The organism is Streptomyces nogalater (assembly GCF_039532885.1).
Classification (GTDB): Bacteria; Actinomycetota; Actinomycetes; order Streptomycetales; family Streptomycetaceae; genus Streptomyces; species Streptomyces nogalater.
Window position 1 is genome coordinate 129,369 of record NZ_BAAASM010000001.1, and the last position, 12,441, is coordinate 141,809.

Consider the following 12,441-nt stretch of genomic DNA (forward strand, 5'->3'; position numbering starts at 1 on the left):
CGAGTGCCACCGGGGACTCGGCCCGGGCCGGCTCCTCACGGCAGCCCGGCCGCGTCCGCCGCCGTACGCAGGACCTCCCGCAGCATCTCGGCGGTGAGCCGGCCGGTGAAGGTGTTGCGCTGGCTGACGTGGAAGCAGCCGAAGAGGTCCAGGCCGTCCAACGCGACCCGGGCGCCGTGGCCGAAGACCGGGCGGGGGCGGGGCACCGTCCAGCCGGCCGCCGCGAACGCGGGCAGCGCGGCCTGCCAGCCGAAGGCGCCGAGGACGACGGCGGCCTTCAGCGTCGGCCGGAGCAGCGTCAGTTCCTGGACCAGCCAGGGGCGGCAGGTGTCGCGCTCGCCCGGGGTCGGCTTGTTGGCGGGCGGGGCGCAGTGCACCGGCGCGGTGACCCGCACGCCGTACAGTTCCAGGCCGTCATCGGCACTGACGGAGGTGGGCTGCGAGGCGAGCCCCACGTCGTACAGCGCCTGGTAGAGCACGTCTCCGGAACGGTCGCCGGTGAACATCCGGCCGGTGCGGTTGCCGCCGTGCGCGGCGGGGGCCAGCCCGATGATCACCAGCCGGGCGTCCGCGGGGCCGAAGCCGGGCACCGGCCGCCCCCAGTACGTCCAGTCGGCGAACGCGGCCCGCTTCGTACGGGCCACCTCCTCGCGCCACTCGACCAGCCGGGGGCAGGCCCGGCACTCGGCGACGCGCCGGTCCAGCCGGGCGAGGGCACTGGGGTTGTCCATACGTTCACCGTAAGCCGGGGGTGGGTGGCGGGATGTGGGCGGAGACACGGATGCGCGGTGGGTGCGGGTCGGGGCGGGCCGGAGTGCGCGGGTGCCCGGGTGCGCGCCGGGAAAACGCTTCCGGCTCGGTGGCCCGCGCGCGTTAAGGTCGGGGCATGGCTTCCGACGATGCGGACGAGAACGTGGACCGTGGGACCGGCGAGGTAACGGACGAGCCGGGCGGCACGGGTTCCGCCCCCGCCGGACAGCCGCTCGACCCCAGGATCGCCGCGGCGGTGGCCGCCGCCGAGGCCGCGGGGACCGCGAGCGGCGAGACCGTCCGCATCGACAGCTGGATCTGGGCCGTCCGTCTCATCAAGACCCGCTCCCTGGGCGCCGCGGCCTGCCGGGGCGGGCATGTGCATGTGAACGGCGAGCGGGTGAAGCCCGCCTACTCCGTGCGCGTCGGTGACGAAGTGCGGCTGCGGCACGAGGGCCGGGAACGGGTCGTGATCGTCAAGCGCCTGATCCGCAAGCGGGTCGGGGCGCCCGTGGCCGCGCAGTGCTACATCGACAACTCCCCTCCGCCCCCGCCCCGCGAGGCCGTCGCTCCTGTCGGCCTCCGCGACCGGGGCACCGGCCGCCCCACCAAGCGCGACCGCCGCGAACTCGAACGCCTCCGGGGCCTGGCCCTCGGCAGCCCCGGCGGCTTCGCCGGACCCGGCTCCGCCGGCCGGGGCGGGCCGGGCGGCTCGGGTACGGGCGGGGCGGGCGGCTCGGGCGCGGGCGGCCGCAGGGGTACCGGCGGACCGGGCGGCCGTCGCGGACATCGCGGCTCCGGAACCGACGCCGACACAGGCACCGGCAGCGAACCCGACGGCACCGGCGGCCACCCGCGCGGCCGGTAAGTCCACGGCCCCGCCCCGGCCGCCTGCCACATCCCTTGTCGCCGCCGGCCGTGCCCCGGAGGGGTCACCGGCGGACCGGCAACCGCAGCAGCGCCCTGTTGGGGGAGCGGCGGGCCCAGGCGATCAGGGTGAGCGGGGCCAGCAGGATCAGAGGGGTCGCCGCGTTCTGGCCGTCGAACGCGGTGAGCTGCACGATGAACGCTCCCACCATGAGCGCGCCGAGGGCGATCGCCGACAGGGACTGCAAGACGGGAACCAACAGCGCGACCGCCCCGGCCAGTTCGAGGGCGCCGATGGTGTACATGGCCCCGCTGCCCCAGCCGATTCTGTCGAAGGACTCGACGGCCGTCGGATGCGCTATGAGCTTGGGCAGGGCGCTGGCGAGGCCGAAGAACAGGGCCAGCACCACCTGCACGGCCCGCAGCGCCACCAGTGCTCCACGCGCCCGGCCCGTGCGGGAGCCGGCGGAGGCCGTGGGCGCCGTGGAGCGCGAGCCGACGCGAGCGGTGGCCTGGGTCTGGGTCTGGGTCTGGGACATGGAGGTCTCCCGAGGAAGCGGTCCTGGTTGCTTTCACCCAGGTAGACCGGCCGGAGAGCCGGAACTCATCGCTTTTCCGGCAGCGGGAGCAGGCGGGGATACAAACCGTTCGGAGAGCGGGCGGACCCGGCCCCCGGTCACCCCGCCGGTACCGCCCGCACCGCCGGCACCGCCGGCACCGCCCGCACCCATATCCCGTCCGGTGTCAGATACCTGTCGACCTTCAGTCCCGCCTCCGCAAGCGCCGACTCGAACTGCTCCTGCGTCAGGGGCCTGGACAGGAAGGTCTGGGTCCACACCGCGTCCGGGAACACATACTCCGCGCGCACCGAGTCCACCCCCTCCCCGGCCGGCTCCACCGAGGTGATCCTGACGGTGAAGCCGCTCGGGTCGACCCGCTCCCTGGGCACGTTGGTGTGGTAGTCCGGGCCCTCCCGCTGGATGAGTACGCAACCGTCCTCCGCGACATGCCGGGCGCAGGTGCGCAGCATGCCCCTGCGGACCTCCTCGTCACCGGCGTGCACCAGGAACGACGCGAGCATCACCACGTCGAACGTCTCGCCCAGTTCCAGGGTTTCGACAGGGCCGCATATCGTGCGTGCCCCGCGCACCCGGGCCAGCATCTCGGCGGACTCGTCCACCGCCGTGACCGTGAAGCCGCGCTCCAGCAGCGGATGGGTCACCCGGCCGACCCCGCTGCCCAGCTCCAGGATGTGCGCCCCGGCCGGCACCGCGGCGGCGATGATGTCCGGCTCGTCCCCCACCGGCAGCCGTGCGTACAGCTCGACCGCGCAGCCGTCCGGGGTGATCGCCCCCGGTCCCGTGCCCTCGTATCCCTCACGCATCTCGATCCTCATGCCCGGACAACGGCCCACGCCCGCACGCCCGTTCCCCCTCTCCCCCAGTTCACTCCTTCGAGTTATCCAGGCCGGAACGGGAACCATCCGTGCCCGATGTACCAGGGGGCACCGACCCGCGGACGCCGATGCCGGGCGGGGCCGGACCGGGCGTTGGTGCGGGCCGGCGCCGAAGAGTACGTTGCAAGGAGGAGTGGTGGTCCGATGCGTACGGGCAGTGAACCGGCGACCGCGCGCAGTGCCCTGCGGGCGCGGTTCTGGCTGAGCGTGTGGGGGCTGGGCTGGACGGCTCTCGGCACGGTGGCCTTCGCGCTGGCCGGGCGGCCGGGCTGGGCGGCGGTGTGCGGGGCGCTGTGCCTGGTGGCCGCCGTCGACCTGGCCGTGATCGTGCGGCACATGCGGCAGGGCCCTCACTACCAGCCGGGCCGCGACGTGCCGCCGTACCAGCCGCCGGAGGACGGACCGCCGTACCCGGGCCCGCCGAACCACCGCCATCCGGGCGGACGCCCGCACCGGGGGTGGCCCGGCCCCCGGCATCCGTGACACCCCGCATCCCTGAACCCGGCATCCGTGGCGGAGACCGGCGCTGCCCCGCCGATCCTGGCGGGCCTCCGCGTCCGCGGGCGGCGCCGGCGCTACCCCGGGAACCGGGCGGGACCCCGGGGACCGGGCGGGACCCCGGGACCGGGCAGGGCCCCGGCATCCGTGAACGGGCGCCGGTGCCGGCCTCCCGGGCCGGGCGGGCGCGCCGTCGGCCACCGGGATGTCACGCCTCGAAGCGTGCCGCCTTCAGGTACCGCGGGTTGGGGTCCAGCGCCGCCGCCAGCCGGAAATGGCGCTTGGCCTGGTCGGGGCGGCCTTGGCGTTCGTAGGTGCGGGCCAGGGCGAAGTGCGCGAACGCGTTGTCCGGCTCGCGTTCCAGCACGATGGTGAACTCCAGCTCGGCGGGACGCAGTTGGGCCGCGGCGAAGAAGGCACGCGCGCGCAGCAGCCGGGCCGCCGTGTTCTCGGGGTGCGCGGCGATGACTTCGTCGAGCAGCTTCACCGCGCCCCGCGGGTCGCGCGCGTTGAGCAGTTGCTCGGCGGCGCGGAAGTCGATGACATGCGTTTCCGGAGTGCGTCCGGTGGAACCGCTGGTCTCGGGCACGGCTGAGTCCTTCCCTTGCTCCGGCGGTTCAACGCCCCGAAGCGGCCGGCTATTCCGCGCCGGCGGTGTCCTGCCGCGCCCGACGGGCCAGGTCGTCCCACACCTCGGCGACGCGCCTCCGCAGCACCTCCAGGGGAACGTCGTTGTCGATGACGATGTCCGCGATCTCCCGGCGCTGCTCGCGCGTCGCCTGTGCGGCCATACGCGCGCGTGCGTCCTCCTCGGTCATCCCGCGCAGCCGTACCAGCCGGTCGAGCTGGGTTTCGGGGCTCGCGTCCACGACGATCACGACGTCATAGAGCGGTGCGAGGCCGTTCTCGGTGAGCAGGGGGACGTCGTGGACCACCACGGCGTCCTCGGGCGCCGCGCTCTCCAGCTCGCGGGAGCGGTCCCGGACCAGCGGGTGCACGATCGAGTTGAGGACGGCGAGCTTCTCGGGGTCGGCGAAGACGAGGGAGCCGAGCCGGGGCCGGTCCAGGCCGCCGTCGGCGGTGAGGATGTCCGTACCGAAGGCGTCGGCCACGGCGGCGAGGCCGGGGGTGCCGGGCGCCACGACCTCGCGGGCGATGCGGTCCGCGTCGACGAGGACGGCCCCGTGCTCCACGAGCAGCCGCGACACCTCGCTCTTGCCGGCGCCGATCCCGCCGGTCAGGCCCACTGTCAGCATGAACGGCAGCCTAGACGCCCGGCCGGGGGGCCGGTGCGGCGGGTGCCGGCCGCCGGCGCCCGCGCCCCCGCCTCAGGCGTCGCCCTCCCGCTCCGCCAGGAACCGCTCGAACTCCCGCCCGATCTCGTCCGCCGACGGGATCTCCACGGGCTCGGCCAGCATGTTGCCCCGGGTCTCGGCGCCCGCCGCCGCGTCGTACTGGTGCTCAAGTCCCTGGACGAGCGCGGTCAGTTCCTCGTCGCCCTCCCGGATCTGCCGGTCGATCTCGGTCTGGGTGCGGTGGGCGTCCGTGCGCAGCGCGTGGGCCACGCCGGGCAATACCAGGCCGGTCGCGGCCGTGACGGCCTCCAGGACGGTCAGCGCGGCGTCCGGGTACGGGGAGCGGGCGATGTAGTGCGGCACGTGCGCGGCGACGCCCAGGACGTCGTGACCGGCCTCCATGAGGCGGTATTCGACCAGGGACTCGGCGCTGCCGGGCACCTGTGCCTCGTCGAAGGGGCTGCGGTGTCCGGGGACGAGGTCGGTGCGGTTGCCGTGCGGGGTCAGGCCCACCGGGCGGGTGTGCGGGACGCCCATGGGGATGCCGTGGAAGTTCACGGACAGGCGCACGCCGAGCCGTTCCACGATCTGCCGCACCGCCGCCGCGAACCGCTCCCACTCCACGTCCGGTTCGGGCCCGGACAGCAGCAGGAAGGGGGCACCGGTGGTGTCCTGGACGAGGTGGACCTCGATGGCCGGGGTCTCGTAGCCGGTCCAGCGGTCCCGCTTGAAGGTCAGCAGGGGCCGGCGGGCCCGGTAGTCCACGAGCCGGTCGTGGTCGAACCGGGCCACGACCTGGTGGGGCAGTGAGTCGAGCAGCCGGTCGACGATCTGGTCGCCGGTCTCACCCGCGTCGATGTATCCGTCGAAGTGGTAGAGCATGACAAGGCCGGCCGACTCCTGGGCGAGCGCCATGTCCACCACGGCGAGGCCCTTCGGCTCCCATGCGTACAAACCCTGCGGATCAAGCACTGTGACCGCTCCTCCTCGTGTCCGTCATGGACAACGCGCCCCGGAACTGCGGAATTCCCGCCACACGCCGTCGATCGGGATCCCTGCCGTACGCCTTGACGGCCCCTCACCTGGTCCGTACCTTCACGGGCGTCGAGTTCGCGGTGACGACCGCCGTTCACATAGGGGAAAACGGGAAGGCACTCCGATGCGCATGCGTACGCCGCTCACCTCCCTGCTCGCCGCCACCCTCGCCGCCGGCCTGGCCCTGTACGCCCCCGGACCGGCCGCGGCCGCCGGTCCCATCGAGGTCACGACCGCCGCCCAGCTGAAGACGGCGCTCGCCGCCGCCCGGCCCGGCGACACGATCCACCTGGCGGACGGCACCTACACCGGCAACTTCAAGGCGACCACCCCGGCCACGGCCGCCGCCCGGATCACCCTGACCGGCTCCCCCGGCGCCGTACTCACCGCCGGCGGCGGCTACGGACTGCACCTGAACGGCGCCTCCTACTGGACGGTCGGCGGCCTGACCGTGACCGGCGGCCAGAAGGGCATCATGGTCGACGCGGCCAGGGGCGTCGTGCTGGACGGTGTCACGGTGCACGGCGTGGACATGGAGGGCGTGCACTTCCGCAACTCCAGCACGGACGGCGTGATCCAGAACTCGAAGATCTACGACACCGGGAACGACGGCCGGGGCATGGGCGAGGGCGTGTACGTGGGCACCGCGAACACGCTGTCCGACCGCAGCGACCGGGTGCGGATCCTGAACAACACGATCGGTCCGGACGTCGGCGGCGAGAACGTCGACATCAAGGAGGGCACGACCGGCGCGCGGATCATCGGCAACACCTTCGACGGCAGCGGTCTGACCGGCGCCCACTACGACGACTCCTGGGTGGACGTGAAGGGCAACGACGTCCTCGTCCAGGACAACACCGGCACCGCCACCACCAATGACGGCTACCAGACCCACACCCAGCAGGCGGGCTGGGGCTGCGGCACGGTCTTCAAGGGCAACAAGTCGACTCTGACGGGTGCGACCGGCGCGACCCGCCTGGCGATCGACGTCACCAACTACAGCGCCACCTGCCAGACCACGGTCTACGGCACCAACACGGTGACAGGCGGCAACGGACTGACCAACGTCCAGGTGACCCCCTAGGGGCGCGGGGAACCGCGCGACAGGCCACGACGGACCCGCGGCCGCATCCGGACCGCACCCCCCCCGGGAAAACCCTGAAGGGCCGCACCTCGAAAGGTACGGCCCTTCAGCGACTATCGGCTGAGCCTCAGCGGCAAGCGATCAGCTCTGGCCGCCGGCCAGCTTCTCGCGCAGCGCGGCCAGCGCCTCGTCCGAGGCCAGCGCACCGGAGGTGTCGGCGCCCTCGGAGGAGTACGAACCGCCGGTCGCGGCCGGAGCCGCGGCCTCGCCACCCTCGGCAGCGGCCTGGGCGTCCGCCTCGCGGGACTTGATGACCTGCTGCTGGTGCTGCTCGAAGCGGGCCTGCGCCTCGGCGTACTGGCGCTCCCACTCCTCGCGCTGCTTCTCGTAGCCCGGCAGCCAGTCGTTGGTCTCCGGGTCGAAGCCCTCGGGGTAGATGTAGTTGCCCTGGTCGTCGTAGGACGCGGCCATGCCGTACAGGGTCGGGTCGAACTCGACGACCGACGGGTCGGCGCCGAACGCCTCGTTGGCCTGCTTCAGCGAGAGGCTGATGCGGCGGCGCTCCAGGTCGATGTCGATGACCTTGACGAAGATCTCGTCGTTGACCTGGACGACCTGCTCCGGGATCTCCACGTGGCGCTCGGCCAGCTCGGAGATGTGGACCAGACCCTCGATGCCCTCGTCCACGCGGACGAACGCACCGAACGGCACCAGCTTCGTGACCTTGCCGGGCACGACCTGGCCGATCTGGTGGGTGCGGGCGAACTGCTGCCACGGGTCTTCCTGGGTCGCCTTCAGCGACAGGGAGACGCGCTCGCGGTCCATGTCGACGTCGAGGACCTCGACGGTGACCTCCTGGCCGACCTCGACAACCTCGGACGGGTGGTCGATGTGCTTCCAGGACAGCTCGGAGACGTGGACCAGACCGTCGACGCCACCCAGGTCCACGAAGGCACCGAAGTTGACGATCGAGGAGACCACACCGGAGCGGACCTGACCCTTCTGGAGGGTCGTGAGGAACGTCTGGCGGACCTCGGACTGGGTCTGCTCCAGCCAGGCACGGCGGGACAGGACCACGTTGTTGCGGTTCTTGTCCAGCTCGATGATCTTGGCCTCGAGCTCCTTGCCGACGTACGGCTGGAGGTCGCGGACACGGCGCATCTCGACCAGGGAGGCCGGCAGGAAGCCACGGAGGCCGATGTCGAGGATGAGACCACCCTTGACGACCTCGATGACGGTACCGGTGACGATCCCGTCCTCTTCCTTGATCTTCTCGATGGTGCCCCAGGCACGCTCGTACTGGGCGCGCTTCTTCGAGAGGATCAGGCGGCCTTCCTTGTCCTCCTTCTGGAGGACCAGGGCCTCGATCTCGTCGCCGACGGCCACGACCTCGTTCGGGTCGACGTCGTGCTTGATCGAGAGCTCGCGGCTCGGGATGACACCTTCGGTCTTGTAACCGATGTCGAGCAGGACCTCGTCCCGGTCGACCTTCACGATGACGCCGTCGACGATGTCGCCGTCGTTGAAGTACTTGATCGTCTCGTCGATCGCTGCGAGGAATGCTTCCTCGTTACCGATGTCGTTGACCGCTACCTGCGGGGTGGTGGCGGTGGTCTCGGTGCTGCTCGTCATGTGGGAAAGGGCTCCGGTACGGACATTGAAGTCGTAGGTACTGCTTACGCCGGGAGCCCGTTTCGCTCTGCAGAAGCCGGACAGCCAAGGAAGCGCCTCACCATTGCTGGTGATGGCGCCTCGACAACCGAGGGGACATACAACAGATGCGAGCGCAGCCTGCTACGTCTGAGGTGCGCAGGCCCGCAGCGCAACTTGTAGCATACGGGGGCAGCCGGACAGGGTCAATGCGCGACGGCGGACACCCGGGGCGGATCGCCGCATAACCGGCGGAGAAAAAACGTCGACAGGCCGCAGGAGGCCCTGGGAACCCTCCCACGAGGGCCCCTCCGGCGGGCTGGACGGAAGAGTACGACGAGGGAGCCGATCATCCAAGAGCCGGAAGCGTACGACCCTCAGCGGTCCGAAGGGTTCGAGCCGGAAGCCACCCGGCGTGACGCGGACGTCACGGAAAGTACGCGAGCCAATCGGGGCTGGTGGGACCGGAACGCGGACGAGTACCAGACCGACCACGGAGCCTTCCTCGGCGACGACCGCTTCGTGTGGGGCCCGGAGGGCCTGGACGAGGCGGAGGCCGGGCTGCTCGGCGGGCCGGAGGAGCTGAAGGGCAGGGAGGTCCTGGAGATCGGCGCGGGCGCGGCGCAGTGCGCGCGCTGGCTCGCCGCCCAGGGCGCCCGGCCGGTGGCCCTGGACCTCTCGCACCGCCAGCTCCAGCACGCGCTGCGGATCGGCAGCACCTTCCCGCTGGTCTGCGCGGACGCCGGCGCGCTGCCCTTCGCGGACGGTTCCTTCGACCTGGCGTGCTCCGCGTACGGGGCGCTGCCGTTCGTGGCCGACCCGCGGCTGGTGCTGCGCGAGGTGCACCGGGTGCTGCGGCCGGGCGGACGGTTCGTGTTCTCGGTAACGCATCCGATCCGCTGGGCGTTCCCGGACGAGCCGGGCCCCGAGGGGCTGTCGGTGGCCGCGTCCTACTTCGACCGCACGCCCTATGTGGAGCAGGACGAGCGGGGCCGCGCGGTCTACGTGGAGCATCACCGGACGCTCGGCGACCGGGTGCGGGACATCGTGGCGTCGGGCTTCCGGCTGGTGGACCTGGTGGAACCGGAGTGGCCGCTGTGGAACACCTCGGAGTGGGGCGGCTGGTCGCCCCTGCGCGGGAACCTGATCCCGGGCACGGCGATCTTCGTGTGCGAGCGGGACTGAAGCCGTCCGAAAACCGCCCGCGGGAGTCACCTGATCACCGCCCGTGATCACATGCCCGCACGCGCGCGTGGGGACCGTTTCCCCGTCGTACGACACTGGGGGCGTGATCCGTTACGACGCTCTGGACGCGCTGCCCGTGCGCTCCGCCCTGCCCGCCCTGACCGACGCCCTGGAAGGCGAGGGGACCGCCGTCCTCGTGGCGCCGCCCGGCACCGGCAAGACGACGCTGGTGCCGCTCGTGCTCGCGGGGCTGGTGGGGGACGGTCCGGCGCGGCGGGTGGTGGTGGCCGAACCGCGGCGGATCGCGGCGCGGGCGGCGGCCCGGCGCATGGCGTGGCTGCTGGGCGAGCGGCCCGGCGAGAGCGTCGGCTTCACGGTGCGCGGCGAGCGGGCGGTGGGCCGGCGCACGCGCGTGGAGGTCGTGACGACCGGCGTCCTGCTCCAACGGCTCCAGCGCGACCAGGAGCTGACCGGAGTGGACGTCGTCGTCCTGGACGAGTGCCACGAGCGGCATCTGGACGCCGACACCGTGGCCGCGTTCCTGTGGGACGTACGGCAGGCGCTGCGGCCGGAGCTGCGGCTGGTGGCCGCGTCGGCGACCACGGACGCCGAGGGGTGGGCGCGGCTGCTCGGCGGGGCGCCGGTGGTGGAGGCGGCGGGGGTGGCGCATCCGGTGGAGGTGGTGTGGGCGCCGCCGGCCCGTCCGGTCCGGCCGCCGCACGGGACGCGGGTGGATCCGGCGCTGCTGGCGCATGTGGCGTCGGTGGTACGGCGGGCGCTGGCCGAGCGGGACGGGGACGTGCTGTGTTTCCTGCCCGGTGTGGGCGAGATCGCGCGGGTGGCGGGGCTGCTGGGGGAGCTCGGCGGCGTCGAGGTGCTCCAGGTGCACGGGCGGGCGCCGGCGGCGGTGCAGGACGCGGTGCTGTCGGGTGGGGAGCGGCGCCGGGTGGTGCTGGCGACGTCCGTGGCCGAGTCGTCGCTGACCGTGCCCGGGGTGCGGGTGGTGGTCGACTCCGGGCTGGCCCGGGAGCCGCGGGTGGATCACGCGCGCGGACTGAGCGGGCTGACCACCGTGCGGGCGTCGCGGGCGGCCGGGCGGCAGCGGGCGGGGCGGGCCGGGCGGGAGGCGCCGGGGGTGGTGTACCGGTGCTGGGACCAGGCCGAGGACGGCCGTCTGCCGGCTTTTCCGGCACCGGAGATCAAGGTGGCCGATCTGACCTCGTTCGCTCTCCAGGCGGCCTGCTGGGGCGATCCGGACGCCTCCGGGCTGGCGTTGTTGGATCCGCCGCCGGGCGGGGCGATGGCGGCGGCGCGCTCCGCGCTGAGGGCGGTCGCAGCGGTGGACTCCGCCGGGCGTGCGACCGCGGTCGGGGCGCGGCTGGCCCGGCTGGGGGTGCATCCCCGGCTGGGGCGGGCGCTGCTGGACACGGGCGGGGACGGCGCCCCGGTGGTCGCGCTGCTCTCCGAGGAGGTGCCGCGCGAGTACGGCGACGACCTGGCGGGCGCGCTGCGACGGGCCCGCGGTGGCGGTGACGCCTACGGCGCGCGGTGGGCCGCGGAAGTACGGCGCCTGCGTGCCGTCTCCGCCGGGTCCGGCCATACGCCCGCGCCGGACGGGCCCGTCCGGGTGGATCCGGGTGCCGGCGACGACAGGCTCGCCGGGCTGGTCGCCGCTCTCGCGTTTCCCGAGCGGGTGGCCAGGCTGGACGGGGGGTCGTATCTCATGGCGTCCGGGACCCGGGTCGAGCCGGCCGAGGGGTCGGGGCTGCGGGGGGCCGAGTGGATCGTCGTCGCCGTCGCCGACCGGCCCGCGGGGACGGGGCACGCGCGCGTGCGGCTCGGCGCGGCCGTAGACGAGGACGTGGCGCGGGCCGCCGCCGGGGCCCTGCTCGGGGAGCGGGAGGAGGTGTGCTGGGCCGGCGGGGACGTCGTGGCCCGGCACGTCGAGCGGCTGGGAGCGATCGAGCTGGCCGTACGCCCCCTGAAGGAGCCCGGCCCCGCCCTCGTCCGCACGGCCCTGCTCGACGGGCTCCGGCAGGAGGGGTTCGGGCTGCTGCGCTGGTCGCCGGAGGCGCGGGGGCTGCGGCAGCGGCTGGCGTTCCTGCGGACGCGCTTCGGGGAGCCCTGGCCGGACGTGTCGGACGACGCGCTGCACGCGCGCGTGGACGAGTGGCTGGAGCCGGAGCTGGGCCGGGCCCGGCGGCGGGCCGATCTGGCCCGGATCGACGCGGGTCGGGCGCTCGCCCGGCTGCTGCCGTGGGCGAGCGGGGAGGCGGCCCGGCTGGAGGAGCTGGCGCCCGAGCGGATCACCGTACCGAGCGGGTCCAGGATCCGGATCGACTACCGGGACGCGGAGCGGCCGGTGCTCGCCGTCAAGCTCCAGGAACTGTTCGGGCTGCGGGAGACGCCGGCCGTGGCGGGCGTGCCGCTGCTGGTGCACCTGCTCTCCCCCGCCGGACGGCCCGCCGCCGTCACGGCCGACCTCGCCTCCTTCTGGAAGGACGGTTACCGGGCCGTGCGGGCGGAGCTGCGCGGCCGGTACCCCAAGCATCCGTGGCCCGAGGACCCGGCGACCGCCGAACCCACCCGGCACACCAACGCGCGGCTCCGGCGCTGACCGG

12 protein-coding genes are annotated in these 12,441 nt (G+C 73.5%); 5 read left to right on the forward strand and 7 right to left on the reverse strand.

Annotated features, from left to right (window positions below):
* Window positions 1–35: 35 nt before the first annotated feature.
* Window positions 36–731: a uracil-DNA glycosylase gene (locus ABD350_RS00620; protein WP_344345311.1), complete on the reverse strand. Its 696-nt coding sequence runs from the start codon at window positions 729–731 to the stop codon at window positions 36–38.
* A gap of 155 nt (window positions 732–886) precedes the next feature.
* On the opposite strand from ABD350_RS00620, the gene ABD350_RS00625 reads away from it, so the two are divergent.
* Window positions 887–1,618 carry an RNA-binding S4 domain-containing protein gene (locus ABD350_RS00625; protein ID WP_344345312.1) on the forward strand — a complete coding sequence of 244 codons (732 nt, stop codon included), beginning with the start codon at window positions 887–889 and terminating at the stop codon, window positions 1,616–1,618.
* A 64-nt stretch (window positions 1,619–1,682) separates the two neighbouring features.
* On the opposite strand, the gene ABD350_RS00630 is transcribed toward ABD350_RS00625, so the two are convergent.
* Window positions 1,683–2,156: a DoxX family protein gene (locus ABD350_RS00630; RefSeq protein WP_344345314.1), complete on the reverse strand. Its 474-nt coding sequence runs from the start codon at window positions 2,154–2,156 to the stop codon at window positions 1,683–1,685.
* A 137-nt stretch (window positions 2,157–2,293) separates the two neighbouring features.
* The gene (locus ABD350_RS00635; protein ID WP_344345315.1) at window positions 2,294–3,001 is read right to left on the reverse strand and encodes a class I SAM-dependent methyltransferase; all 708 of its coding nucleotides are present in this window, start codon (window positions 2,999–3,001) and stop codon (window positions 2,294–2,296) included.
* A gap of 216 nt (window positions 3,002–3,217) precedes the next feature.
* Between ABD350_RS00635 and ABD350_RS00640 the strand changes: the two genes are divergently transcribed.
* Entirely contained in the window at window positions 3,218–3,556 is a 339-nt protein-coding gene (locus ABD350_RS00640) for a DUF6343 family protein (RefSeq protein ID WP_344345316.1), read from the forward strand.
* Between the two features lie 223 nt (window positions 3,557–3,779).
* On the opposite strand, the gene ABD350_RS00645 is transcribed toward ABD350_RS00640, so the two are convergent.
* The 3 genes from ABD350_RS00645 to ABD350_RS00655 form a co-directional block, all read right to left on the reverse strand.
* Window positions 3,780–4,160, reverse strand: coding sequence for a tetratricopeptide repeat protein (locus ABD350_RS00645; protein ID WP_344345318.1), 381 nt, complete (start codon window positions 4,158–4,160; stop codon window positions 3,780–3,782).
* Window positions 4,161–4,209: 49 nt separating this feature from the next.
* Complete coding sequence (gene coaE, locus ABD350_RS00650; RefSeq protein WP_344345319.1) at window positions 4,210–4,827, reverse strand: dephospho-CoA kinase; 618 nt, start codon at window positions 4,825–4,827, stop codon at window positions 4,210–4,212.
* A 72-nt stretch (window positions 4,828–4,899) separates the two neighbouring features.
* Window positions 4,900–5,838, reverse strand: a complete 939-nt coding sequence (locus tag ABD350_RS00655) for a PAC2 family protein (RefSeq protein WP_344345320.1) — start codon at window positions 5,836–5,838, stop codon at window positions 4,900–4,902.
* Between the two features lie 187 nt (window positions 5,839–6,025).
* On the opposite strand from ABD350_RS00655, the gene ABD350_RS00660 reads away from it, so the two are divergent.
* Window positions 6,026–6,985 (forward strand): right-handed parallel beta-helix repeat-containing protein, encoded by a 960-nt coding sequence (locus ABD350_RS00660; RefSeq protein WP_344345322.1) that lies wholly within the window; start codon window positions 6,026–6,028, stop codon window positions 6,983–6,985.
* A 141-nt stretch (window positions 6,986–7,126) separates the two neighbouring features.
* Here ABD350_RS00660 and rpsA read toward each other — a convergent pair whose 3' ends face one another.
* Window positions 7,127–8,617 carry a 30S ribosomal protein S1 gene (rpsA, locus tag ABD350_RS00665; protein WP_344345323.1) on the reverse strand — a complete coding sequence of 497 codons (1,491 nt, stop codon included), beginning with the start codon at window positions 8,615–8,617 and terminating at the stop codon, window positions 7,127–7,129.
* A 366-nt stretch (window positions 8,618–8,983) separates the two neighbouring features.
* Between rpsA and ABD350_RS00670 the strand changes: the two genes are divergently transcribed.
* Window positions 8,984–9,820, forward strand: a complete 837-nt coding sequence (locus ABD350_RS00670) for a class I SAM-dependent methyltransferase (protein ID WP_344345754.1) — start codon at window positions 8,984–8,986, stop codon at window positions 9,818–9,820.
* A 103-nt stretch (window positions 9,821–9,923) separates the two neighbouring features.
* Entirely contained in the window at window positions 9,924–12,437 is a 2,514-nt protein-coding gene (hrpB, locus tag ABD350_RS00675) for an ATP-dependent helicase HrpB (protein ID WP_344345325.1), read from the forward strand.
* The last annotated feature ends 4 nt before the right edge of the window (window positions 12,438–12,441 follow it).